This window comes from Kitasatospora sp. NPDC057518 (assembly GCF_042802075.1).
Lineage (GTDB): Bacteria > Actinomycetota > Actinomycetes > Streptomycetales > Streptomycetaceae > Kitasatospora.
The window spans coordinates 1-24,514 of record NZ_JBHVEU010000045.1 but is presented as its reverse complement, the minus strand read 5'-3'; the positions used below and the strand labels follow the sequence as shown (position 1 = coordinate 24,514).

Here is a 24,514-nt window from a genome sequence, read left to right as displayed (position 1 = left end):
ACCGCGTCCGCGCGCCGATCCAGGCCCGCGCGCCGAGCGCCCGCGCCGAAAGCGGACGGGTGTTGTCCGAAGCGGGGCCCGGTACCGGCACGCTGGGAACAGGGCCACCTCGCAGGAAACCGAACGGTTCTTCTAGGCTCACATCTCGGCTTCCCTGCGGCGGTCCGGCCACTGCGCCCACCGCCACGAAGCCGCCGTCCACGGGGCTCCGGGCGGACCGGGGCCACCGGATCGAGCGAGGAGGACGCACATGCCAAGCACGCCGCCCAACCGTTCCACCGTACTTGGGCCAGACAGGCCGATTCGGTGGGCCGCTCATCATCCCGGTCGGCCGGTGCGGTCCGGCCGGGCCTGGTACCCGGGCGGGAGCGGTCGGCCGGCACGGCCGCTGTATACCGGCGGCGGCCGCGGAGGCGAGCGTTGAGTCCCCAGATCGTCGGGTCGCCCGCCGCACCGGGCGCCGCCGCGGAACCCGCCCCGACGTCGGCCGCCGTCCCGGCCGCCACCGACGGTGAGGCCCTTGCCGCCACCACGGCCACTGCGACCGCCGCCGCCGCTACCGCCGCAGCCACCGCTGCCACCACCAACGGCACCGCCGCTGGCACCGCAACTGCCGCTGCGGATCCGGGCACTACGGTCTCGGCCCCTGCGCTTCCCGCCGCTTCGGTCCAGGGCACCGCGGCCGCGTCCGGTGCCGCGAAGAGCGTCGTGGCCAAGGTGGCCGTCACCACGACCGCAGCCGCCAAGTCCGCCCTCACGAAATCCGCCCTCACCAAACCCGTCGTCGCGAAGGCCGCGGCGGCGAAGAGCCCCGTGACGAAGAGCCCCGCGACGAAGAACGTCGTGGCGAAGAACGTCGTCGTGAAGCCCGCGACGGGCCCGGCCGCCACCGCCTCCCATGGGGCCACCGCCGTCACCACGGCGCTGCCCGGTGTGCCGCAGGCGCTCAGCACCCGGGCCCGCACCCTCGCCGGGGCCGTCCGGCGTCGCTGCGTCGACCTGGCGCGGATCGAGTCGCCCAGTGGGGACGCCCCCAGACTCGACGCGCTCGCCGAGGAGTTGGCGGCCGGCTTCCGTGCCACCGGTGCCACCGCCCGGCGCGAGCCCGGACCGGCCGGCGACCACCTCGTACTGGAGTGGGAGGGTCGGGACGAGTCCCTGCCGCACCTGCTGATCGTCGGGCACCACGACACCGTGTGGCCGGTCGGCACGCTCGCGGACTGGCCGGTGACGGAGGAGGACGGCCGGCTCACCGGGCCCGGCGTGGTCGACATGAAGGGCGGACTCGCCATCCTGGAGGGGGCGTTGTCGCTGCTCGCGGACCTGGGTGAGCGCCCGCACCGGACCGTCCGCCTGGTCGTGGTCTCCGACGAGGAGGTGGGCAGCCCCGACGGACGCCGCCTGGTCGAGCGCCAGCTGCGCGGAGCCGCCGCGGTCCTGGGCCTCGAACCGCCGCACCCCGACGGTCGGTTGAAGACCGCGCGGCGCGGCAGCACCCGGGTGCGGCTCACTGTGACCGGCCGCGAGGCGCACGCGGGCAACGACGCCCACGACGGGGTGTCCGCCGTCGACGAGCTGGTGGACCAGCTCGTGCTGGTGCGCGACCTCGCTGGTCAGCCTGGCACCGAGCTCAACGCCGGTCGGATCAGCGGTGGTTCGCGCGCCAACGTGGTCGCCGGCCGGGCCGAGGCCGAGCTGGGGCTGCGCTTCGCCACGGTCGAGGCGCAGCGCCGTACGCTGGACAACCTCGCCCGGCTCACCGCGCTGCGTCCGGGCGCCCGGGTGCGTACGGAGGTGCTGTCCAGCCGCCCGGCCTGGCCCGAGCGGACCGGCAACCCGCTGTTGCGGCACGTGCGTTCGCTCGCCGCGGTGCTCGGGCAGCAGTTGGACGGCGCTCCGGCGGGCGGGGCGGGGGACACCAACCTGCCGGGCTCGCGCGGGCTTCCGACCCTGGACGGCTTCGGCGCGGTGGGCGCCGGGGCCCACGCCCGGCACGAGCACATCCGGGTCGACCAGATCGCTCCCCGGATCGCCCTGCTGGCGGCGCTGCTCGCGGTGCCGCTGCCGCGACTGCGCGACCGCGCGGAGGGCTGAGCCGGCGGTGAGCTGCTGACGGCCGGGAGCCGGTCGCCGGCCCCCGGCGGTCGGCGGCGGCGAACGTAGAACGTAGAACGGCGGACGGCGGACGGCGGACGTAGAGCAGCGAACGTAGAGCAGCGAACAGAGAACAGAAGACAGTCGACGGATAACAGCTGACAGATTTCAGAATCTGTCAGCTGTTATCCGTTGCGCACCTTGCCATCCCTCCGCCCCTCCGCGCAGAATGGTACCGACCGAACGGTCAGTCGGTTGGCCAGTGCTCCAGGCGGCCTCCGGGCAGGAGACGAGAGGGGACTGTGGTGACAGCAGAGGTGGCCGAGACGGTCCCCGCGCAGACGCTGGAGGACCGGTTCGAGGCGGTCGTCGCCGCAGAGCAGCGGATCGAGCCCAGGGACTGGATGCCCGACGCCTACCGGGCCACCCTGATCCGCCAGATCGCCCAGCACGCCCACTCCGAGATCATCGGCATGCAGCCCGAGGGCAACTGGCTGACCCGGGCCCCGTCCCTGCGCCGCAAGGCCATCCTGCTCGCCAAGGCCCAGGACGAGGCCGGCCACGGCCTCTACCTCTACGCCGCCGCCGAGACCCTGGGCGTCGACCGCGCCGAGCTCACCGAGAAGCTGATCTCCGGCCGCCAGAAGTACTCCTCGATCTTCAACTACCCGACTCTCACCTTCGCCGACGTCGGCGTGATCGGCTGGCTGGTGGACGGCGCCGCGATCTGCAACCAGGTCCCGCTCTGCCGCTGCAGCTACGGCCCGTACGCCCGCGCGATGGTGCGGATCTGCAAGGAGGAGTCCTTCCACCAGCGCCAGGGCTACGAGCTCCTGATGACGCTGATGCGCGGCACCGAGGCCCAGCGCCGGATGGTCCAGGACGCGGTGGACCGCTGGTGGTGGCCGTCGCTGATGATGTTCGGCCCCTCGGACGCCGACTCGCCGAACACCGCCCGCTCGATGGCCTGGCGGATCAAGCGGCACAGCAACGACGAGCTGCGCCGGCGCTTCGTCGACATGACCGTCCCGCAGGCCGAGCACCTGGGCGTCACCCTCCCGGACCCCGAGCTGCGCTGGAACGAGGAGCGCGGTGGCTGGGACTTCGGCGAGCCGGACTGGTCCGAGCTGACCAGGGTCATCCACGGCCAGGGCCCCTGCAACGCCCAGCGGGTCGAACGCCGCCGCACCGCCCACGAGGACGGTGCCTGGGTGCGCGAGGCGGCCGTCGCCTACGCGGCCAAGCGCGCGGCCGAGGCCGCCGGGCCCACGGAAGCCACCGAAGCCTCCGAAGCCACCAATGTGACCGAACAGGAGAACGGAAAGTGACCGACCCCCAGGTTGGCTCCCCGACCCGGGCCGAGACCGGGCCCGAGGCCGGTTCCAAAGCCGGGCCCAAGGCCGGCTGGCCGCTGTACGAGGTGTTCGTGCGTCCCCGGCGCGGGCTGAACCACGTCCACGTCGGCTCGCTGCACGCCGCCGACGACCGGATGGCCCTGCTCGCCGCCCGCGACCTGTACACCCGCCGCAACGAGGGCGTGAGCCTCTGGGTGGTCCGCTCGGACGCGATCACCGCCTCCACCCCGGACGAGCGCGACCCGTTCTTCGAGCCCAGCGGCGACAAGGTCTACCGCCACCCGACCTTCTACGACATCCCCGAGGATGTCCCGCACATCTGACGGGGGAGCCACCGTGCACGACCACACCACCTCCACCACCTCCACCCCCGGCACCGGCCAGGACGACCACGTCTACCTCAGCCTCGCCGACGCCGCCCCCGGCCCCGAGGGCGAGGGCCGCTGGGCGTACGGGACGGGCTTCGCCGACCCCCTGCTCGGCGTGGACACCGCGCTGCCCCCCGGTCTGGACGGCGCCGACCTCGCCGCCTACTGCCAGATGCTGGGCGACGACGCCCTGGTCCTCGCGCAGCGGCTGATCGAGTGGTGCACCCGGGCGCCCGAGCTGGAGGAGGAGGTCGCGCTGGCCAACCTGGGCCTCGACCTGCTCGGCCAGGCCCGCCTGCTGCTCACCCGGGCCGGTCAGGCGGACGGCACCGGCCGCACCGAGGACGACCTGGCGTACTGGCGGGAGGAGCACGAGTTCCGCAACGTCCGCCTGGTGGAGGCCCCGAACGGCGACTTCGCCTACTCGATCGCCCGGCTGCTGCTGTTCGCCACCGCGCGCGGCGCCCTGTACGAGGCGCTGAGCGCGCACCCCGACCCGGTGCTGGCCGCGGTCGCCGCCCGGGGCGTCAAGGAGCTGGCCTACCACCGGGAGTACGCCACCGCCTGGACCCTGCGCCTGGGCGACGGCACGCCGTACTCCGCCGGGCGGATGCAGGCCGGGGTGGACGCGGTCTGGCCGCTGCTGGAGGAGCTGTTCACGGCGCACCCGGTGGAGCTGCGGGCGGGCGTCGACCCGGCGGCGCTGCGCGAACCGGTGCTGCGCTCGCTCGGCGCCGTCCTCGCCGAGGCCGGGCTGACCGTGCCGGACGTACCGCCGCTGGCCACCGTCCTCGGCCTGGCCGGCCGGGACGGTGTGCACACCGAGGCGCTCGGCCCACTGCTCGCCGAGTTCCAGGTGCTGGCCCGCGCCCACCCGGGGGCGACGTGGTGACCGGCGACGTCGTGACGGGCCCGGGGCCGACGGGCACCGCGGAGCCGACGGGCGGGACGGTCGGGACGGGCACCGCGGACCCGACGGCCCGCGAGCTGGCCTGGGCGGTCGCCGCGGCCGTGCCGGACCCGGAGCTGCCCATGCTCACCCTGGCCGACCTGGGCGTCCTCGCCGAGGTCGGGGTGGACGGCGGCAGCGGCACGGTGACCGCGTGGCTGACCCCGACCTACTCGGGCTGCCCCGCCGTCGCCGAGATGGCCGCCGACGTGGACCGTCGGCTGCGCGCGGCCGGGTACCCGGACGTCCGGGTGCGGCTGCGGTTGGACCCGCCGTGGTCCACCGACCTGATCACCGCCGAGGGCCGTCGCAAGCTCGCCGAGGCGGGCATCGCCCCGCCGCGCCCGACCGCCGCCGTCGCCGCGGCCGGACCGGTGGCGCTCACCCTCGGTCCCACCCGCACCGGAACCGCGACCGCGCCCACCACCCTGGCCGCGCCGACGACCGCCGCCGCGCCCCCCGTGCCGTGCCCGCGCTGCGGCGACGCCGACACGGAGGAACTGTCCCGCTTCGGTTCCACCGCCTGCAAGGCGCTCTGGCGCTGCCGGGCCTGCCGCGAGCCGTTCGAACGCGTCAAGGAGATCTGAATGCCCGCCGCTTCCTCCGCCGCTCCCGCCTCCTCCGCCGCCGGGTCCGCCCCCGACGCCGAGGGGACCGGCATCCGCCCCGCCCGCCGCCCGACCTTCCACCGGCTGCGGATCGACCGGGTCGAGCGGCTCTGCGAGGACGCCGTCGCGGTGACCTTCGCGGTGCCGGTCGGGCTGGCGGAGGAGTACGCCTTCCGCCCCGGGCAGACCCTGACTCTGCGCAAGCTGGTGGACGGCACCGACGAGCGCCGCTCGTACTCGATCTGCGCCCCGGTCGGCGGGCCGCTGCGGATCGCCGTCCGGGAGGTGCCCGACGGGCTGTTCTCACGCTGGCTGGTGCGCGAGGCGAAGCCGGGCGAGGAGGTGGAGGTGCTGACGCCGTCCGGCCTGTTCACCCCCGAGCTCGGCGTCCCGGCCGACCACGTGCTGCTCGCGGCCGGCTCCGGGATCACCCCGATGCTGTCGATCGCCGGCTCCGTGCTCGCGGCCGACCGCAGCTCCACCGTCACCCTGCTCTACGGCAACCGGCGCAGTGACAGCGTGATGTTCGCGGACGAGCTGGCCGACCTGAAGGACCGCTACCTCGACCGCTTCCAGCTGGTCCACGTGCTCTCCCGGGAGACCAGGGACGCCGAACTGCTCAGCGGCCGGCTGGACCCGGAGCGGGTACGCGCGCTGCTGGCGGCGCTGGTGGACGTCGGGAGCGTCGGGCACTGGTGGCTGTGCGGCCCGTTCGGCATGGTCGTGGGCGCGAAGGACCTGCTCGCCGAGCTGGAGGTGCCGGGCGAGCGGGTGCACCAGGAGCTGTTCCACGCCGAGGACGAGCCGCTCCCGGAGCGCGACGAGGACTGGGACCGGACGGACGCCTCGTCCGGCGGCTCCGCCGACGGCGTGTCGGGCCCGCGGAGCGAGGTCACCGTCGTCCTCGACGGCCGCGGCAGCACGCTCTGCCTCCCGCGCGACCGCTCGATCCTGGACGGCGCCCAGCGCTCCCGCCCCGACCTGCCGTTCGCCTGCAAGGGCGGAGTGTGCGGCACCTGCCGCGCCCTGGTCACCGAGGGCGAGGTGGAGATGCGCCGCAACTTCGCGCTGGAGGAGAAGGAGCTGGCCGCCGGCTACGTCCTCACCTGCCAGGCCCGCCCGGTCACCGACCGGGTGACCGTGGACTACGACCGCTGAGCGGGCCACCACCGCCGACCGGACCACGATCGCGGAGCCTCAGACGGTGGCGGGCTCCATGACCGGGTCACCGGGCGTCGGGCTCCCGACCCTCGGGCCGGCGATCGTCGGGCTCGCGACCGTCGGGCCGGAGATCGTCGGCCGCCCGGGCGCAGGGTCCCCGAGCAGCTTGACGAGGTCGTTGACGGCCGCCCGCCCGGCCCGGTTGGCGCCGACGGTGCTGGCGGACGGGCCGTAGCCGACCAGGTGGACGCGGGGGTCGGCGGTGGCCCGGGTGCCGGTGAGCGCGATGCCGCCGCCGGGGGAGCGCAGCCCGAGCGGAGCGAGGTGCCCGACCTCGGGCCGGAAGCCGGTGGCCCAGACGATCGCGTCCACGGCCAGCTCCTCGTCGCCCCAGGCGACCCCGTGCTCGGTCAGGCGGTCGAACATCGGTCGGCGGTGCAGCGCTCCCAGCTCCTCGGCGCGCCGGTAGGCGACGGACGGGCCGAGCCCGGTCACGCTCACCACGCTGCGCGGCGGCAGCCCCTGCCGGACCCGCTCCTCGACCTTGGCGACCACCGCGCGCCCGTACTCGGGGGTGAACGGCCCGTCGTGGTAGACGGGCTCGGAACGGGTCACCCACACCGTCTCGCCGACCGCGGCGACCTCCGACAGCACCTGGACCGCCGAGGCGCCGCCGCCCACCACCAGCACCCGCTTGCCCGTGAACTCCTCGGGGCCGCGGTACTCGGCGTAGTGCAGCTGGCGGCCCGCGAAGCGGCCCGGGTAGTGCGGGAGGAACGGGCGGGTCCAGGTGCCGGTGGCGTTGATCAGCGCGCGGGTGGACCAGGTGCCGCGGTCGGTCTCGACCAGCAGCCGGGAGTCCGGGCGCTCGGACTCGGCGCGTACGGCGCGCACCGCGACCGGGCGTACGACCGGGAGCGCGTGCTGCGCCTCGTACGCCGCGAAGTACTCCGGCACCACCTCGCGCGCGGGGGCGTCAGGGTCCGGCGGCGGGAGTTCGGCGTCCGGGAGGTCGTGGACGCCGTGCACGGTGGCCATTCGCAGGGACGGCGAGCGGTACGCCCAGGCACCGCCGGGGACGGCGTTGGCGTCGAGGACGACGAAGCCGCCGTCGAGGCCCGTCCGGTGACGGGCGAAGCCGCGGCGGTGCAGGTGGTAGGCGGCGGACAGACCTGCCTGTCCGGCGCCCACCACCAGGACGTCCACCCGTTCCGGAACGCTGTTCGTTGCACCGTAAACAGTCACGCCCGAGAAACATCGGGGGGTCGGCGGGTGTTCCCCGGTCAGGAGAGGAATGTCACGGGAGGAACGTCAGGAGACCGGGGAGATGACCGCGGCGGTGCCGTAGGCGCAGACCTCGGTACCCACGGCGGCCGCCTCCGTGACGTCGAAGCGCATCATCAGGACGGCGTTGCCGCCGCGCGCCTTGGTCTGCTCGATCAGCCGCTGCATCGCCTCGTTGCGGCTCTCGACCAGGGTCTTCGTCAGACCGCGCAGCTCGCCGCCGACCAGTGACTTCAGACCGGCACCGATCTGGCTGCCGACGTGGCGGCTGCGGACGGTCAGCCCGAAGACCTCGCCGATCACGTGGTCGACCCGGTAACCGGGGATGTCGTTGGTGGTCACGACCAGGACGTCGGCGTTCGGGCCCTGCCCGCCGCCGTACTCGTTGATGTCAGCCATGCGGCTCATCCTGCCAAACTCCTGCGTCCGAGTGACAGCGGCGGGGCCGGGCGGTGGCCGAGAAGGCTCCCGGAAGCTGGTCCGGACCGGTGATCGGGCGACCGAAAGGCCGTACCGTTAGCCCCATGGGCGAGCGAAGTGATCATCCACAGGGGCCGGGCGCGGCGGAGGACTCCGGCGCGCAGGAAATCGAGGCGACGGTGGTGCTGGGCCTGCGGATCACCGACTGGCCGGCCCTGCGCGCGGCCGCGATCAGGGCCGTCGAGGAGCTGGACTTCGGGGGCGTCGACCCGGCCGGGCAGCGCCGCGAACTGCTGCGCGAGGTCGCCGAGGACGCCAACGCGGCGCTCGGCGCGCTGCTGCATCCGGACCGGCTGGTGGCCGCCATCCCCGGGGTGGAGGCGATCGGCGGCACTCTGGAGATCAGCGTCACGGAGGACTTCACGCCGGACTTCGCCGACCTGTTCCCGCTGGAGGGCGACGAGGAGGAGGGCGGCGCGGGCGCGGACTGGACGCTCACCCCGCGCACGGCCTGCCTGCTCCACGCCCAGCTGATCGGCCTGGCCGACGCCGCGTACGACGACCTCGACGAGCACGGGGACGAGGCTGTCGCCGACAGCGATGACGTGGACTGGACGGTCTTCGCCCGGCTTCCCGAACGCACCTGGCGGATGCACCGGGGCTGGCGCCGCGCGACGGCCCGGGCCTTCGACGACCTCGCCGACGACCTCGCGCTCGGCGAGTGGCCGCTGCCGCGCTGCCTGGCCGAGGACATCGCGCTGCGGATGGCCCTGGTGGACGCCCGGGCGCTGCTCGGTGCGCAACCCGAGTCGGTGGCGGACATGATGGGCGACCTCCCGGCCGACCTGTACGACTACGACTGGGACGGCTGCCAGGACGAGCTGTTCGGGGTCTACGGGCCGGACGAGGGCGATCCGGAGCTGGCGGCGGAGCAGCGCACCGAGATGCTGCTCGCGGCCACCCACCCGGAGGGCTGGTTCCTGATGTACGAGGACGCGGAGGAACGGGACCCGCAGCGCGGCTACCGGCGCTGACGGGTCGAGTACCGACGCGAGTGCCGGAGTGACTACCGGGGCGGACGGGGCGGGCCGAGTCGGTCGGGGCGGGGCTGGCATCCTGGACGGGTGACTTCTCCTTCCGACGCTCCGACTCCCCTCACCCCGGCCCCCGCTCCGGTGGCCGACCCCGGCGACGCCCCGTCGCGCGAGGACCGCGACGAGCGGCCGCAGTACGTGCTGCCGCTGGTCGTCCGGCTGGAGCGGGCCACTCCGCCGGGCCGGACGGACGCGCTGGAGACCTCGGCGCGGGCGGTGCTCACCCTGCTCGCCGACCCTCGGGTGACCGAGGCGGGCGGCGAGTGGGCGGAGCGGGTCGAGGCCTGGGAGGACGCCCGGATCCGCAAGGTGGTCCGGCGGGCCCGGGGCGGGGAGTGGCGCCGGGCCGGTGAGCTGCCGGGCGTCACGGTGCACGGGCGGGAGGCCGAGGTGCGGGTGTTCCCGCCGGTCCCGCTGGACGGCTGGCCGAAGGAACTCGCCAAGCTCCAGGTGTCCGGGACGGACCTCGAGGAGACGGCCGAGGTCGGTGCGCCCGAGCCGGGGCTGCCGGTGCTGTGGCTCAACCCCGAGCTGGAGATGAGCGCGGGCAAGACGATGGCGCAGACCGGGCACGCCGCCCAGCTCGCGTGGTGGCGGCTGGACGAGGCGCAGCGCAAGGAGTGGGCCGAGGCCGGCTTCGCGCTCGCGGTCCGGACCGCCTCGCCGGAGGCGTGGGAGGAGCTCGTCCGCAGCGGGCTGCCGGTGGTCCAGGACGCGGGCTTCACCGAGATCGCGCCGGGCAGCTGCACGGTGATCGCGGAGCACCCGGCGCTGCGGTGACGGGCTGACAGGCGACAGCGGACAGCCGACGGCGAACAGATGACAGCGAACAGACGACAGCGAACAGATGACAGATTTCGAAATCTGTCATCTGTTCGCTGTTTGCTGTCGGCTGTCGTCCGTCAGCTGTGCTGGTACCGCCGCATCGCCCGGAGTCCGCCGTAGGCCGCCAGGGCCGTCCAGAGCGCCATGATCAGCAGCCCGGTCCAGTGGCCGTAGTGGATGCCCGGCTCCGTCTGGGTGCGCGTCGCGTAGAGGCCGGCCCGGTCGGGCAGGAACTGGCCGAGTTCCCGGACGCCGGGGATGGCGGCCAGCCAGGTGGTGCCCAGGAACACCATCGGGGTCAGCAGGCCGAGCGCGGCGCTGAAGTTGCCCAGCATCGCGGTCAGTCCGAGGCAGAGCAGCACCATCATCGGGTGGTACAGCACGCCGGCCAGGAAGCTGCGGGCCAGGCCCGGGGTGGAGAGGTCCAGGCCGACGGTGGTGCCGACGGCCAGGAACGAGCCCACCGTCGAGGCCAGGCCGAGCAGCAGGCCCAGCCCGGCGCCGAGCGCGAGCTTGGCGCCGTACAGCCGGCCGCGCCGGGGGACGGCGGTGAGCGAGGTGCCGATCATGCGGGTGTTGAACTCCTGCCCGATCAGCAGGATGCCGAGGCAGGCCACCGCGACGTGGCCGAAGAGCAGCCCGTAGAAGATCCCGTTGGCCGGGTCCGGGGCGGGCGTGTGCTCCTTCGCCCCGTAGGCGGCGCTGACGGCGGCCGTGACGCCGACGGTCAGCGCCAGGGCGACCAGCGGGGCCGCCCACTGCGAGGGCAGGGTGGTGAACTTGACGCGTTCGGCGCGCAGGGCGCCGGCGAGCGTGCTCATGCTTTTCTCTCGTTTCCCGTTCGTCCGAGGTCACTTGGCGCCGATGCGGCGCAGCGCGCGCAGGCCGCCGTACGCCGCCAGCGCCGTCCAGAGCGCCATGATCAGTAGCCCGGTCCAGTGCCCGTACGCGACCTGCGGGTCGTCGGCGTAGCGCAGGGCGTACTGGCCGGCCCGGTCGGGCAGGAACTGGACGACCCGGCGGACCCCGGGTACTCCGCCGAGCAGTGGCGAGAGCAGGAAGACGGTCGGCACCAGCAGTCCCATGGCGGCGGTGAGGTTGCCCAGCAGCGCGGTCGCTCCGAGGCAGAGCACCACCAGCAGCGCCTGGTAGAGCACGCCGGCGACGGCGCTGCGCAGGAGGGCCGGCCCGTCCCAGGCGCCCGGGGCGGTGGCCGCGTAGCCGGCGAAGGCACCCGCCGTGCCGACGGCGCCGACGGCGAGGCCGACGAGCGCGCCGAGCGCCAACTTGGCGCCGTACAGCCGGTTGCGGCGCGGGACGGCGGTGAGCGACACGTTGATCATGCGGGTGTTGAACTCCTGCCCGATCAGCAGGATGCCGAAGCAGGCCAGGGCCGCCTGGCCGAAGTTGAGCCCGTAGAAGACCCCGACGCTCGGGTCGTCGGTGATGCTGTGGTCCTTGCCGCCGATGGCCGCGCCGATGGCGGTGGTGACCCCGGCGGTCAGCAGCAGGGCGAGCAGCGGGGTGATCCAGAGCGAGCGGAGGGTGGTGAGCTTGATCCGTTCGGCGCGCAGGACGTGCAGGACGTGCGCGGAGCCGGCAACCGGTGTGGTCATGCGGAGGCCTCCGCGCGGTACTCGACGCTGTCGGCGGTCATCCGCATGAACGCCTCCTCCAGCGAGTCCTGTTGGACGGCGATCTCGTACAGCACCACCCCGTTGGCGGCGGCGAGCGCGGCGATCCGCTCGGGTTCGGCGCCGCTCACCTCCCAGGCGCCGCCGTCGACTTCGGTGGCGTCGAGGCCGTGGTCGTGGCCGGGGTCGCCGAGCAGGGCGGCGAGCTTGGCGGGGGCGACGGCGCGGACCCTGATCCGGGTCCGGCCGTGGCGGTCGATGAACTCGGAGGTGGCGGCGTCGGCGAGCAGCCGGCCGCGCCCGATCACCACCAAGTGGTCGGCGGTGAGGGCCATTTCGGTCATCAGGTGGGAGGAGACCAGCACCGCCCGGCCTTCGGCGGCCAGGTCGCGCAGCAGGGTGCGGATCCAGCGGATGCCTTCCGGGTCCAGGCCGTTGACGGGTTCGTCCAGCAGCAGCACCGGCGGGTCGCCGAGCAGGGCGGCGGCCACCCCGAGGCGCTGGCGCATGCCGAGCGAGAAGCCCCGGATCCGCCGTCCGGCCGCGTCCGCCAGGCCGACCTGGCCGAGCACCTCGTCGACCCGGCGGGCCGGCAGCCCGTTGCTCGCGGCGAGCCAGCGCAGGTGGCCGTGCGCGGTCCGGCCGCCGTGCATAGCCTGGGCGTCCAGCAGTGCGCCCACCGTCCGCAGCGGGGCGGGGAGTTCGGCGTACGGGCGGCCGTCGACCAGGGCGTGTCCGGCGGTCGGTCGGTCGAGGCCGAGGACCAGGCGCATGGTGGTGCTCTTGCCGGCGCCGTTCGGGCCGAGGAAGCCGGTCACCACGCCGGGTCGGACCTCGAAGGTCAGGTCGTCGACGACGCGCCGGCCGTCGTACTCCTTGGTCAGGCCCTGGATCTCGATCACGGCCCGCTCCCCTCGTCTCGTCGTCGGTGGTCTCCGCCGGTGCCCGTTGTGGCTGCCCCGGTCGGTGGCTCCATTCGACCGGAGCGGGCCGGTGCGGCGGATCCCGCCGGGGCGGGGAGCCGTCTCCCTCCCAGGAGGGAGGACGCGGGCGACCGGCGTGGGATCCGGGGGCCGGGGGCGACCTGGCAGGATGGCGCAATGTCCAAGATCGCAGCGCTGAGGGGCGCGAGCGCGGTGTCCGGAGGATCCGCGCCGGGAAGTGCGGTGGCCAGGCTCGTCGCGCCGCTGGCGGCCGGTGTCACGTACGCGCGGCTGTTGCACCTGCTGGTGGGGTGGATCTTCGCGGGCGTGGTGCTGATGATCTATCCGGGGACGTACCGGAAGGGCCTCGGAGAGATCCTCACGGCGAGCGTACTGGTGGACTGCGTGCTGCTCGCGGCGCTCGCGCTCATCCCGGCGGCTCGGCGGGCGGAGGGGGTGCAGGCGCGGCTGCTGCTGGTGCCCGACCGTGAGGAGGACATCGCCGCCGAGCCCTCCCGCACCTGGGCCGACCGGCGGCGGACGGCGGGTTGGCTGATCGGCCGGGTCGCGCTCGGCTCGATGGCCGGGTTCGTGCTCTCCTTCGGCTCCGCCGCGTGCTACGACCGGCTGACCGGTCCGGACGCACTCTGGTACCTCCCGTTCGCCCCGCTGCTGGTACTCGGTTTCGGCTGGTTCCTGGTCCTCGCCGGGCGCCTCCAACTCGCCATGGCCGTACGGCTGCTGGGCCCGTCGCCGACCGAGCGGCTGGCGGAGGCGGAGCTGCGGGCCGAACGCCTGCTGGAACGCAACCGGTTGGCCCGGGAGCTGCACGATTCGATCGGCCACGCACTGACGGTGACGGTCCTTCAGGCGGGCGCGGCGCGCGAGGTCGGGGACCCGGTCTTCGTCGCGAAGGCGCTCGAAGTCATCGAGGAGACCGGCCGACAGGCCATGGAGGACCTCGAACGCACCCTCGTGCTGCTGCGCGAGACCCCGGCCGGGGCGAACGGCGTGGCCACCGAACAGCCCGGGATCGACCAGCTGCCCGCGCTGTTCGACACCGCCCGGGCGGCCGGCAGCCCGGTGGAGGCGCGGATGGAGGTGCCCCCCGGCACGCTGCCCGGGGTGCTCTCCCGCGAGTCGTACCGGATCGTCCAGGAGGGTGTCACCAACGCGCTCAAGTACGCGCCAGGCGAACCGGTCGACATCCGGATCGCCGTACGGGAAGGGCAGTTGGAGCTGCGCTGCGCCAACCGGCTGCCCGGCGCCGGGCGTTCGGCGGTCGGCGCGGCCGGGCCTGCCGGTCCGGCCGGTTCGGCACGGCCTCCGGCGGGCGGTGCGGGCCGGGGCGCGACGCGCAAGGGCGGCAAGGGGCTGCGCGGCATCCGCGAGCGCGCCACGCTGCTCGGCGGGGAGGCGGCGGCGGGGGTGTCGCAGGAGGGCGGAGGGGAGTGGGTGCTGACCGTCCGGCTGCCCCTACGCTTGGGCTCGTGACGAACGATCCTGTGACGCGAGGCCCGGCCGGAGGAGCCGCGGGGATGACGGAGATCCTGCTCGCCGACGACGAGGAACTGGTCCGGGCCGGCCTGCGGGCCGTCCTGGAGGCGCAGGGGGACCTGCGGGTGGTCGGCGAGGCGGCCGACGGCGCGGAAGCGGTCGCGCTGGCCCGCGCGCTGCGCCCGCACGTGGTGCTGATGGACGTCCGGATGCCGGTGCTGGACGGCCTGGCGGCCACCCGCGAGCTGCTGCGCCCCGGCGCACCGGGGGAGTGCCCGCCGAGGATCCTGGTCGTGACCACCTTCGAGAACGACGACTACGTCTACCAGGCGTTGCGCGCGGGCGCCGACGGCTTCCTGCTCAAGCGCACCCGCCCGGCCGAGATCGCCCACGCGGTACGGCTGGTGGCGGCGGGCGAGTCGCTGCTGTTCCCGGCCGCGATCCGCCGGCTGGCGGCCGGGCACGGCAACCCGACCGCCCGGGCGGCCATGGAGCGGGCGGCGCTGACCGGGCGCGAGGCGGAGGTGCTGCGGCTGGTCGCGCGGGGCCTGAGCAACGGGGAGATCGCCGAGCGGCTGTTCCTCGGCGTGCAGACGGTGAAGACGCACGTCAGCAGCGTGCTGGCGAAGCTGGGGGCGCGGGACCGCACCCAGGCGGTGATCGCGGCGTACGAGTCGGGGTTCGTCGAGCCCTCGGAGTGACGCGGGCTGACGATGTGTCAGAGAAGGCCGCTCAGGCCGGGTAGGCGTGGGTCTGGGCGGCCTTGACCGAGGCCCAGACCGCGACGCCGGGCGCCAGCTCCAGCTCCGCGACGGCGGCCGGGGTCAGGTCGGCGGCCATCGGCAGGTCGCCGGCGAGTTCGACGCGGACCTGGTCGCCGTGCAGGTCGAGCCCGGTGACCTCGGCCTGCCAGAGGTTGCGCGCGCTGGTCCGCGGAAGCTCCCGGTACAGCGTCACGGCGGAGGGCGGGAAGGCGACGAAGGCCGGACCGTCCAGCTCCTCGGTGGTGGCCAGCGCCGTGCCGTCCGGGAGCGTGACCCGGGAGCCCTCGGCCCGGCCCTGGTACAGGTTCAGTCCGACCAGCCGGGCGATGTAGTCGGTGCGCGGGCGCCGGGCGACCTCCGCCGGGCTGCCGGACTGCACCTCGTGCCCGTCCTCGATCACCACCAGTCGGTCGGCCAGCACCATGGCGTCCAGCGGGTCGTGCGTCACCAGCACCGCCACCGCCTCGAACTCGGCCAGGTGGCGCCGCAGTTGGGCGCGTACGTCGAGCCGGGTGCGGGCGTCCAGGGCGGCCAGCGGCTCGTCCAGCAGGAGCAGCCGGGGGCGTACGGCGAGGGCTCGGGCGAGCGCCACCCGCTGGGCCTGGCCGCCGGAGAGCCGGCCGGGGCGGACCGTGGCGTGGTCGGCCAGGCCCATCCGCTCCAGCCAGTCGGCCGCCTCGGCCCGCGCCTCCCGCTTGGGGCGGCCCTGGCAGCGCGGGCCGAAGGCGACGTTGTCGAGCGCGCTCAGGTGCGGGAACAGCAGGTAGTCCTGGAACACCACGCCGACCGGCCGCTCCTCGGCCGGGGTGTGCACGCGCTGTGCCGGGTCCTCCAGGAGGCGGCCGTCCAGGCGCAGGTGGCCGCCGGTGAGCGGGAGCAGCCCGGCGAGGGCGCGCAGGGCGGTGGACTTCCCGGCGCCGTTGGGGCCGAGCAGCGCCACCACCTCGCCGGGGGCGGCGGTCAGCGCGAGGTCGAGGGCGAACGCGGCGCGCTCGACCCGCAGGCGGGCGTCCAGGGCGGGGCCGGGGCGGCTTTCGGTGCTCATCGGGGCGGCGTCCAGGTGTCCAGTGCGTCTGCTGCGTTCAGCGTGTCCGGGATGGCAGGTGGGGAGGGGAGGGCGCGTGCGGTCGGGATGGTGCGGGTGGTCGGGATGGCCTGTGCGCTCGGGACGGCGCGGGCGGGCGGGGTCACGGCGTCGACAGCCAGCGGTCGCGCAGGCCGACCAGGACGGCGACGGAGACCACCAGCAGCACCAGCGACAGCGCGATCGCCGCCTGTGGGTCCGACTCCATGGCCAGGTAGACGGCCAGCGGCATGGTCTGGGTGCGGCCCGGGAAGTTGCCCGCGAAGGTGATCGTCGCACCGAACTCGCCGAGCGCCCGGGCCCAGGCCAGGACGGCCCCGGCGGCGATCCCCGGCGCGATCAGCGGCAGGGTGACCCGCCGGAACGCGGTCAGTCGGGAGGCGCCCAGGGTCGCGGCGGCCTCCTCGTAGCGGGGGTCGGCGGCCCGCAGCGCGCCCTCGACGCTGATCACCAGGAACGGCATCGCCACGAACGCCTCGGCGATCACGACCCCGGTGGTGGTGAACGGCAGCGTGATGCCGAAGGCCGAGTCCAGCCAGGAGCCGACGATGCCGCGCCGCCCGAGCACCAGCAGCAGCGCCACACCGCCGACCACCGGCGGCAGCACCAGCGGCAGGGTGACCAGCGCCCGGATCACCCGCCGGCCCGGCAGCTCGGTGCGGGCGAGCAGCCAGGCCAGCGGGACGCCCAGGACCAGCGACACGGCGGTGGCCGCGGTCGCGCTGATCAGCGACAGGCGCAGCGCGTCCCAGACGGCGGTGCTGGTGAGCTGCTCGGACAGGTCGCTCCAGGGCGCCCGGATCAGCAGGCCGACCAGCGGCAGGACCAGGAACGCCAACCCGAGCAGCGCCGGGAGCAGCAGGGCGACCGGGGCGCGGTGCGTCCGCGGGCGTCGGTTTCGCGGGGCGCGGCTTCGTGGGTCGCGACGCGGCGGGGTCGTCTCGGCTTCCGCCGCGCCGCCGCCGACGGTGCGGTTCCGACCGGAGTCGCGTCCGGAGCCGTCCCCGGAGCCGGTGGTGCGCTCGCTCACGGTGCCTGGAAGCCCGCCGCGGTCAGCACCTGCTTGGCCTCGGGCGACTGGACGTACGCGACGAAGGCGGCGGCGCCGTCCTTGTTCGGCGCCTTGGCGAGCGCGGCGATCGGGTAGTCGTTCACGGCCTTGTCGGCCTCGGGGAAGTCCACGCCGTCGATCTTCGCAGCATCGGCCTGCACATCGGTCCGGTACACCAGGGACGCGTCGACCTCGCCGAGTTCGACCTTGGTGAGCGCGCCCTTGACGTCCTGCTCCAGGGTGACCGGGGTGAGGTCGACGCCCGCCGCCTTGAGCGCGGTCTGGGCGGCGGCGCCGCACGGCACCTCCTTCGCGCACAGCGCGACCTTCACGCCGGAGGCGGTGAGGTCCTTGAGGCCCGCGATGTGCTTGGGGTTGCCCTTGGGGACGGCGATGGTGAGCGTGTTCCGGACGAAGGTCGTCGGCTGCCCGCTGGCACCGCCCGCGTCCGTCACGGTCTTCATGGTGGCCGGGCTGGCGGCGGCGAACACGTCCGCCGGGGCACCGGAGTTGATGCTGGTGGCGAGGCTGGAGCTGCCGCCGAAGTTGAAGGTGACCTTGGCGCCCGGGTTGGCGGCCTCGAACTTCTTGCCGAGCTCGGTGAAGGTCTCCTTGAGCGAGGCGGCGGCGAAGACGGTGATGGTGCCGGAGGCCTTCGGGACGCTGCTGCCCGCGGCGGAGGCGTTCGAGGAGGCCGTGGAACTGGAGGACTTGCCGCCGTCGCTGCCGCAGGCGCTGACTCCGAGCCCGAGGACGAGGACCGCGGCGGTGGCGACGGCGAGCCTGCGGGCGGTGGGCGTACGGGTGCTCATCGGTGCTTCCCCTCCAGGGTGCGCGCCGGGAGGGGCGCGAGGGACGAGCCGCAGGTGCGGCCATTACGGCGATCATAGTGCCGCAAATGCGAGCGATAAATCCCCTGTCGGTTCGCACAGCTGGGGGCCGGGCGGGTCTCGGGGCTGCTGTGGGATGGCTCAACCGGGACTCGCGGGGCGCGGTGAGGACGGTGAGGCGGTCAGGCCGGTGGGGACGGTGGGCCGGTGGGGGCGCTGGCGAGCGGCGTGTGGTAATTGCGTCGCGCCGTGGGTGGTCGAACGGCCAGAGTGGTCGCCGTCCGTACGCACGGCCGGGCCGGTTGGACACACGGCCGGGGCCGAACCAAGGGGAGGAGTCCGTCCATGTCCACGCTGCGCGTCACCGCCGAGAAGCTGGTCATCCTGGAGCACCCGAACGCCGATGCCCTGGAGCTCGCCCAGGTCGGCCTCTACCGGGCGGTGGTCGCGAAAGGCGCGTACCGGACCGGGGACCACGCCGTCTACATCCCCGAACAGTCCGTCCTCCCCGATGAGTTGATCGAGGAGCTGGGCCTGACCGGCAAGCTGGCCGGCGCCCGGGCGAACCGGGTGAAGGCGGTACGGCTGCGCGGCGAGCTGTCCCAGGGCCTCGTCTGCCGGCCCGCCGCGCTCGCCGGCACCGACCTGGCCGTCGCGGCCGAGCGCGGCGAGGACTTCGCCGAGCTGCTCGGGGTCGTCAAGTGGCAGCCGCCGGTGCCGACGTCGATGAGCGGTGACGTGGTCAGCGCGCCGGGCCTGCTGCCCTGGGTGGACATCGAGAACCTCAAGCGCTACCCCGAGGCCTTCGCGCCGGGCGAGCCGGTCGTGCTGACCGAGAAGCTGCACGGCAGCTGCTGCCTGGTCACGTACACCGCCGCCACCGGCGAGGTGCGGGTGTCGTCCAAGGGCATCGGTGCGCAGGGGCTGGCGCTGGCCGAGGACGCGCGCAACCTCTACTGGCGGGCGGTGCGCGCGTACGACATCCCGGCGGTGGCGGCCCGGCTGGCGGAGCGCCTCGGGGCCGAGCGGGTCGGCATCTTCGGCGAGGTCTTCGGCGAGGGCGTGCAGGACCTGGGCTACGGCGCCTCGGCGCGCACCGAGCGGCCCGGATACGCCGCGTTCGACGTGTCGGCCCTCGTGGACGGGCAGCTGAACTGGCTTTCGGCGGCCGAACTGCTGGACGGGGAACTGCCGTTGGTGCCCGAGCTGTGGCGCGGACCGTTCGATTCGGAGACCGTGCTGGGGCTCGCGCGGGGCCGGGAGACCGTCTCCGGGCGTGAACTGCACCTGCGCGAGGGCGTGGTGGTGCGGCCGGTCACCGAGCGCTGGAGCCCGGTGCTCGGCGGGCGGGCGATCGCCAAGGTGGTCAGCGAGGCTTACCTGACCCGCAAGGGGGGCACCGAGTACGAGTGAGACGGGCCCGGATCCGGTGGCCGGGCAGGTCGGCCCGGCCGACCGGTCCGGGTGCGGCTCCTCTCGGTGCTGACCGCCCGTCGGTAGAGGCGGCGGGCGAGTCCCCGTACAGAAGGAGTGCCGATGGCCACCGAAGTCCTCCCCGTTCCCGACCCCGGCCTCGTGCCCGCCCCCACCTCCGCGATACCCGTGCCGGCCGGGAACCCGCTGGTCGGATCGCTGTTCGACCTCACCCGCCGCCCGCTGCGCAGCTACCTCGCGGCCCGCCGCGACCACGGCGACGTGGTGCGCTTCCAGGCCGGGCCGCCCGGGCTGCGGGCCGACTTCTACGGGGTGTTCTCGCCGGAGGGCGTCCGCCAGGTGCTGGCGGGCGAGGCGGCCAACTTCCGCAAGGAGGACCCGTTCTACGACGAGCTCCGGAGCAGCGTCGGCAACGGGCTGCTGACCAGCCAGGACGCCGAGTACCAGCGCCAACGCCGGATGGTGCAGCCGCTGTTCACCCGGCGCCGGGTGGACGGCTACGCGGACGCGCTCGCGCAGGAGGCGCAGTCGCTCGCCGAGCGGTGGCGGGCGGTGCCCGGCGGGGTGGTGGACGCGGCGGACGAGACGTCCCGGTTCGCGCTGCGGGCGGTCGCGCGCATCCTCTTCGGCGCCGACGTGGAGGAGGCGATAGCGGTGGTCCACCGCAGCTTCCCGGTGCTCGGCGAGTACGTGAAGGAGCGCGGCTACGCCCCGGTCCGCCTCCCGCGCACCTGGCCGACGCCGGCCAACCGGCGCGGTGCCGAGGCCCAGCGGGCGCTGTACGGGGTCTGCGACCGGATCATCGCCGAACGGGCCGCGCGGGGCGGCGGCGACGAGGGCGCGGACGACCTGCTCACCCTGCTCGGCCGGGCCCGCGACGACCACGGCGAGCGGCTGGATCCGGCCGAACTCCGGGACCAGGTCCTGGTGTTCCTGCTCGCCGGGCACGAGACCACGGCCACCGCGCTGGCCTTCGCGCTGCACCTGCTGGCCAAGCACCCCGAGCAGCGGTGGCTCGCCCGCGAGGAGGCGCGGACCGTCCTGGCCGGGCGCGCGCCGACGGCGGCGGACCTGGACGCGCTCCCGTACATCACCCGGGTGCTGAAGGAGGCGATGCGGCTCTATCCGTCGGCGGCCCTGGGCGGGCGGCGGGCGGTCGAGGAGACCGTCATCGACGGGTACGTGATCCCGGCGGGGGCACAGGTCGTCGTCGCGCCGCTGGTCACCCACCGGCACCCGGACCACTGGGAGGATCCGGAGCGCTTCGACCCGGACCGGTTCCTGCCGGAGGCGGAGCGGGCCCGGCACCGCTACGCCTGGTTCCCGTTCGGGGGCGGGCCGCGGGCCTGCATCGGGCAGCACTTCTCGATGCTGGAGGCGGTGCTGGCGCTGGGGGTGCTGCTGCGGGACTTCGAGGTGGAGGCGGTGGACCGGAGGGTGGCGCTCGCCCAGGGGATCACGCTGCGGGCGGCGAGCCCGATGCGGATCCGGGTGACGGCTGACAGCTGACGGCTGACGGGTTCAGCGAACAACGAACAGCGAACAGCGAACAACAGACAGCGGATAGATGACAGATTTCAAACTCTGTTATCTGTCTGTTGTCATCTGTGCGCCGTCCGCTGGGCAGACGACCGGAGCATTCGAACACATCACCCGGGCCTCGCGGGCAGCTTTTCAGATCTTTGTCTGACCGATTCCGGCCCCTCGATAGCGTCCCACGCACCCCAGGCCGGAAGCACACATGCGGTTGGCATATGCCTTCGTATGCAGTCCGCCCGGCCCGGGGAGCCCGGGCGCACCGCGTACCGCCTCCGGGCCCGACCGGTCGACCGGAGGTCCCATGGGCACCATCAACCACCTCAGCTTCGGCTGGCTGACCCCCGCCCTCTCGTACCTGATGGCCTGCGCCGGCGCGGCCCTCGGGCTGCGCTGCACGCTGCGCGGGCTGGCCGCGAGCGGCCCGGCCCGGCGGAACTGGCTGGTCACGGCCGCCGCCGCGATCGGCTCCGGGATCTGGACCATGCACTTCGTCGCCATGTTCGGCTTCACCGTCGACGGCACCGAGCTGCGCTACAACGTGCCGCTGACCGTCCTCAGCCTCGTGGTCGCGGTGCTGGTCACCGGCCTCGGCCTGACCGTGGTCTGCTACGGCCGGCACCGCGGCCTCTCCCTGCTGTCCGGCGGCGTCACCACCGGTCTCGGCGTCGCCGCGATGCACTACCTGGGCATGGCAGCCCTCCGGATGCACGGCGGGCTGCACTACGACGCCGGGACGGTCGCGCTGTCCGTGCTGGTCGCGGTCGGCGCCGCCACCGCCGCGCTCTGGGCCGCCGTCACCATCCGCAACGTGTACGCGGCCGCGGCCGCCGCGATGGCCATGGGCCTCGCCGTCAGCTGCATGCACTACACCGGCATGGCCGCCGTCCACGTCCGGTTGGAGCCGACCCGGACCGGCCTCGGCGGAGTCAGCCCGATGGAGTTCGTCTTCCCGCTCGCCGTCGGTCTCGGCTCGTTCCTCTTCCTCGCCTCGGCCTTCGTCGCGCTCTCGCCGACCGCCCAGGAGCGGGCCGGCTACCGGGAGGCCGGCGAGTTGGCCACCGAGGAGCTCCCCGCCGGGCCCCCGTACCCCGAGTCTCCGTACCCCGAGCCCGCCCGGCAGGAGCTCGCCCCGGCCGAGGCCGGGCGGCGCGGCGGCGAGGGGCGCGACGGCGAACGGCACGGCCGCGCCGCCTGAGCCGCGCCCCCTCCAGCCCCCGCCCGCCTGCCCCCCGCCCACCTGTTTCCGTCCTCCAGCCTCTCCCTGCCCGAAAGGCTCCTCACCCATGCGAGAAGACCGTGGTACCGCCCCCGGTGCCCGTCGGGGTGCCCATGCCGGGCCGCCCGCCCGTCCACCGCGGCCCGGCCCGTGGCTGCGCGGCCTGCGCCCCCGGACCGTCCGCGCCCGGATCATCGCCCTGCTGATGGTCCCGGTCGTCTCCGTCATCGCCCTGTGGGGGTTCGCCACCGTCACCACCGCCCAGGGCGTCTGGGACCTGATGCGCCAGCGCGACGCCCAGCGCACGCTGCTCACGCCGGTCGCGGAGACGGTCGCCGGGCTGCAGGCCGAACGCACGGCCGTCGGTCAGCTGCTGGCCGCCCCGGTGGCCGCCCCCAGCGCCGTCCGGGAGAGCGCCCTGCGCGAGGCGGCGGCGGCCACCGACCGGGCGCTCACCCCGCTGTTCCCGGACCCCCGCCGCCCCGACCGGGGCTACAACCGTGCCGACGCCCAGGGCCTGGGCGGGGACGCGGCCGCCCGGCTGGACGCGCTCGGCGGCTCCCTCGCCGCCCTGCCCGTCCTGCGCGACCGGGTCCTGGCCAGGAGCGTCGGCTGGCCCGAGGCGTACGCCGCGTACGGCGAGGCGGTGGACCGGGCGCTCGCCGCCGCCGGTGCCGTCGCACCGCTCCAGGACCGCCAGGTGGCCGCCGACGCGCGGGTGCTGCTGGAGCTGGCCCGGTCCCGGGAACTGCTCGCCCGGGAGGACGCCCTGCTGCGCGCCGCCCAGCTGTCCGGCGGGCTCGGCGACGACCAGCTGCGGGAGTTCGCCGGCGCGGCCTTCGCCCGGCGCGAGTTCGAACGGGGCGCCGCCGCCGAGCTGCGCCCCGCCGACCGGGCGGCGCTGCTCGCCGTCACCGGTGGCCAGGACCACCGCGAGCTGGCCGGGTACGAGGACAGGGTGCGGACGGCCGCCGACGGCCGGACGGCGGTCGCGGCGGTGCCGGCCGACCGGTGGGCGATGGTCGCGGGCAATGTGGCCGGCGGCCTGCGGACCGTCGAGGACCAGGCCGGACGGCTCGCCGCCGAGCGCCAGGACCCGTACGCCCTGGGCCTGTTCACCCCGGCGGGGATGGCAGTGCTGCTCGGACTGGTCGGCGTGGTGGCCTCGTTGGTGATCTCGGTGCAGATCGGGCGCGGGCTGGTCACCGATCTGATCGGCCTGCGCAACTCGGCACTTGAGCTGGCCGGGCGCAAACTCCCGTCGACCATGCGGAAGTTGCGTGCGGGGGAGGAGGTGGACATCGAGGCCGAGGCGCCCCGGCCGGTGGGGCGGGGCGACGAGATCGGCCAGGTGCAGCGGGCGCTGGGCACCGTCCAGCGGGCGGCCGTCACGGCGGCGGTCGAGCGGGCCGAGGTGCTCTCCGGGGTCTCCGGTGTGTTCGTCAACCTCGCGCGCCGCAGCCAGGTCCTGGTGCACCGCCAACTCACCCTGCTGGACGCGATGGAGCGCCGCACCGACGACCCGTCCGAGCTGGCCGACCTGTTCCGCTTGGACCACCTCACCACCCGGATGCGCCGCCACGCCGAGGGCCTGATCATCCTCTCCGGGGCCGCTCCCGGGCGGGGTTGGCGTCGGCCCGTCCCGCTGGTGGACGTGGTGCGCGCGGCCGTCTCGGAGGTCGAGGAGTACGCCCGGGTCGAGGTCCACCCGCTGCCACGGGCCGCGGTGGTCGGCCACGCCGTCGCCGACCTCACCCACCTGGTGGCCGAACTCGTCGAGAACGCCACCGGGTTCTCCCCGCCGCACACCCGGGTGCACATCCGGGGCGAACGGGTCGGCAACGGCTTCGCGTTGGAGATCGAGGACCGCGGCCTCGGCATGGGGCCGGAGGTGCTGGCCTCGGCCAACCGCCGGATCGCCGCCGCCGAGCAGAGCGACCTCTTCGACAGCGACCGGCTCGGCCTGTTCGTGGTCAGCCGGCTCGCCCGGCGGCAGGACGTCAAGGTCTCGCTGGTGACCTCCGCGTACGGCGGCACCACGGCGGTGGTCCTGCTGCCGACCACGCTGCTGGCCGACGAGACGGCCGACGATACGGCCGAAGTGGAGGCGGAGGTGGGGGCGGAGGAGGCGCGGTACGGCTTCGAGCCGGTGCCGCCCCTGCCGCGCGCGGCGGCGCCGGGCGGGGTGGCGGTCGGGGCGGGACCGACGGAGCCGGTGTTCGCCGAGCGGGCACAGCACGGTGGCCCGGAGCGGGAGTTCACGCCGGTGCACGGTCACGCGGGGGCGCCGACGGGAGGTCCCAGCGGTGTCCCGAGCGGCGCCCTGAGCGGCGATCCGAGGCGCCGGGAGCACCCGCGGGACAGGGCAAGTGACGGGCTTCCGG

General features: G+C 74.7%; 22 protein-coding genes. 14 read left to right on the top strand and 8 right to left on the bottom strand.

The features are described 5' to 3' along the window. Positions 1-420 precede the first annotated feature (420 nt). The 6 genes from ACFU7Z_RS07365 to paaE all read left to right on the top strand — a co-directional run bounded on the left by ACFU7Z_RS07365 (position 421) and on the right by paaE (position 6,532). Positions 421-2,094 (top strand): M20 family metallopeptidase, encoded by a 1,674-nt coding sequence (locus tag ACFU7Z_RS07365; protein WP_380776812.1) that lies wholly within the window; start codon positions 421-423, stop codon positions 2,092-2,094. Between the two features lie 317 nt (positions 2,095-2,411). Beyond that, entirely contained in the window at positions 2,412-3,422 is a 1,011-nt protein-coding gene (gene paaA / locus ACFU7Z_RS07360) for a 1,2-phenylacetyl-CoA epoxidase subunit PaaA (RefSeq protein WP_074004233.1), read from the top strand. Between the two features lie 83 nt (positions 3,423-3,505). Further along, on the top strand, positions 3,506-3,772 hold the full coding sequence (gene paaB, locus ACFU7Z_RS07355) for a 1,2-phenylacetyl-CoA epoxidase subunit PaaB (protein WP_220450137.1): 267 nt from the start codon (positions 3,506-3,508) through the stop codon (positions 3,770-3,772). A gap of 13 nt (positions 3,773-3,785) precedes the next feature. Next, positions 3,786-4,709 carry a 1,2-phenylacetyl-CoA epoxidase subunit PaaC gene (gene paaC, locus ACFU7Z_RS07350; RefSeq protein ID WP_049649722.1) on the top strand — a complete coding sequence of 308 codons (924 nt, stop codon included), beginning with the start codon at positions 3,786-3,788 and terminating at the stop codon, positions 4,707-4,709. Between the two features lie 95 nt (positions 4,710-4,804). Beyond that, positions 4,805-5,353 carry a 1,2-phenylacetyl-CoA epoxidase subunit PaaD gene (paaD, locus tag ACFU7Z_RS07345; protein ID WP_380776821.1) on the top strand — a complete coding sequence of 183 codons (549 nt, stop codon included), beginning with the start codon at positions 4,805-4,807 and terminating at the stop codon, positions 5,351-5,353. Further along, positions 5,354-6,532, top strand: coding sequence for a 1,2-phenylacetyl-CoA epoxidase subunit PaaE (gene paaE, locus ACFU7Z_RS07340; protein WP_380776809.1), 1,179 nt, complete (start codon positions 5,354-5,356; stop codon positions 6,530-6,532). 39 nt (positions 6,533-6,571) lie between these two features. Here the strand turns inward: paaE and ACFU7Z_RS07335 are convergent, their stop codons facing one another. Both ACFU7Z_RS07335 and ACFU7Z_RS07330 read right to left on the bottom strand, forming a co-directional pair. Continuing rightward, entirely contained in the window at positions 6,572-7,780 is a 1,209-nt protein-coding gene (locus tag ACFU7Z_RS07335; protein WP_380776807.1) for an NAD(P)-binding domain-containing protein, read from the bottom strand. A gap of 66 nt (positions 7,781-7,846) precedes the next feature. Beyond that, positions 7,847-8,218: a YbjQ family protein gene (locus tag ACFU7Z_RS07330; RefSeq protein ID WP_049649739.1), complete on the bottom strand. Its 372-nt coding sequence runs from the start codon at positions 8,216-8,218 to the stop codon at positions 7,847-7,849. A gap of 125 nt (positions 8,219-8,343) precedes the next feature. On the opposite strand from ACFU7Z_RS07330, the gene ACFU7Z_RS07325 reads away from it, so the two are divergent. Next, positions 8,344-9,273, top strand: a complete 930-nt coding sequence (locus tag ACFU7Z_RS07325) for a hypothetical protein (protein WP_380776805.1) — start codon at positions 8,344-8,346, stop codon at positions 9,271-9,273. Between the two features lie 141 nt (positions 9,274-9,414). After that, positions 9,415-10,113, top strand: a complete 699-nt coding sequence (locus ACFU7Z_RS07320) for a peptidyl-tRNA hydrolase (protein ID WP_049649724.1) — start codon at positions 9,415-9,417, stop codon at positions 10,111-10,113. Between the two features lie 122 nt (positions 10,114-10,235). Here the strand turns inward: ACFU7Z_RS07320 and ACFU7Z_RS07315 are convergent, their stop codons facing one another. The 3 genes from ACFU7Z_RS07315 to ACFU7Z_RS07305 are packed head-to-tail and all read right to left on the bottom strand — an operon-like array spanning position 10,236 to position 12,694. After that, complete coding sequence (locus tag ACFU7Z_RS07315; protein WP_380776803.1) at positions 10,236-10,979, bottom strand: hypothetical protein; 744 nt, start codon at positions 10,977-10,979, stop codon at positions 10,236-10,238. 30 nt (positions 10,980-11,009) lie between these two features. Beyond that, positions 11,010-11,774: a hypothetical protein gene (locus ACFU7Z_RS07310; RefSeq protein ID WP_380776801.1), complete on the bottom strand. Its 765-nt coding sequence runs from the start codon at positions 11,772-11,774 to the stop codon at positions 11,010-11,012. Further along, positions 11,771-12,694, bottom strand: a complete 924-nt coding sequence (locus ACFU7Z_RS07305; protein WP_380737473.1) for an ATP-binding cassette domain-containing protein — start codon at positions 12,692-12,694, stop codon at positions 11,771-11,773. Before ACFU7Z_RS07305 ends, ACFU7Z_RS07310 begins: the two co-directional genes overlap by 4 nt. A 198-nt stretch (positions 12,695-12,892) precedes the next feature. Between ACFU7Z_RS07305 and ACFU7Z_RS07300 the strand changes: the two genes are divergently transcribed. Beyond that, positions 12,893-14,209: a sensor histidine kinase gene (locus tag ACFU7Z_RS07300; protein WP_380776799.1), complete on the top strand. Its 1,317-nt coding sequence runs from the start codon at positions 12,893-12,895 to the stop codon at positions 14,207-14,209. Positions 14,210-14,253: 44 nt separating this feature from the next. Continuing rightward, positions 14,254-14,913: a response regulator gene (locus tag ACFU7Z_RS07295; protein ID WP_380776797.1), complete on the top strand. Its 660-nt coding sequence runs from the start codon at positions 14,254-14,256 to the stop codon at positions 14,911-14,913. Positions 14,914-14,944: 31 nt separating this feature from the next. Here ACFU7Z_RS07295 and ACFU7Z_RS07290 read toward each other — a convergent pair whose 3' ends face one another. The 3 genes from ACFU7Z_RS07290 to modA all read right to left on the bottom strand — a co-directional run bounded on the left by ACFU7Z_RS07290 (position 14,945) and on the right by modA (position 17,923). After that, entirely contained in the window at positions 14,945-16,021 is a 1,077-nt protein-coding gene (locus ACFU7Z_RS07290; RefSeq protein ID WP_380776795.1) for an ABC transporter ATP-binding protein, read from the bottom strand. Positions 16,022-16,163: 142 nt separating this feature from the next. After that, on the bottom strand, positions 16,164-16,922 hold the full coding sequence (locus ACFU7Z_RS07285; RefSeq protein WP_234348224.1) for an ABC transporter permease: 759 nt from the start codon (positions 16,920-16,922) through the stop codon (positions 16,164-16,166). 164 nt (positions 16,923-17,086) lie between these two features. Then, positions 17,087-17,923: a molybdate ABC transporter substrate-binding protein gene (gene modA / locus ACFU7Z_RS07280; protein WP_049649731.1), complete on the bottom strand. Its 837-nt coding sequence runs from the start codon at positions 17,921-17,923 to the stop codon at positions 17,087-17,089. A 363-nt stretch (positions 17,924-18,286) separates the two neighbouring features. Here modA and ACFU7Z_RS07275 point away from each other — a divergent pair, with 363 nt between their 5' ends. The 4 genes from ACFU7Z_RS07275 to ACFU7Z_RS07260 form a co-directional block, all read left to right on the top strand. Then, positions 18,287-19,354: an RNA ligase (ATP) gene (locus ACFU7Z_RS07275; protein WP_380776792.1), complete on the top strand. Its 1,068-nt coding sequence runs from the start codon at positions 18,287-18,289 to the stop codon at positions 19,352-19,354. 123 nt (positions 19,355-19,477) lie between these two features. Next, the gene (locus ACFU7Z_RS07270) at positions 19,478-20,884 is read left to right on the top strand and encodes a cytochrome P450 (RefSeq protein WP_082345220.1); all 1,407 of its coding nucleotides are present in this window, start codon (positions 19,478-19,480) and stop codon (positions 20,882-20,884) included. Positions 20,885-21,215: 331 nt separating this feature from the next. Then, complete coding sequence (locus tag ACFU7Z_RS07265) at positions 21,216-22,109, top strand: MHYT domain-containing protein (protein ID WP_117491058.1); 894 nt, start codon at positions 21,216-21,218, stop codon at positions 22,107-22,109. A gap of 88 nt (positions 22,110-22,197) precedes the next feature. After that, positions 22,198-24,514, top strand: a 2,317-nt coding sequence (locus ACFU7Z_RS07260; RefSeq protein ID WP_380776789.1) for a nitrate- and nitrite sensing domain-containing protein, incomplete at its 3' end; no start/stop codon positions are given.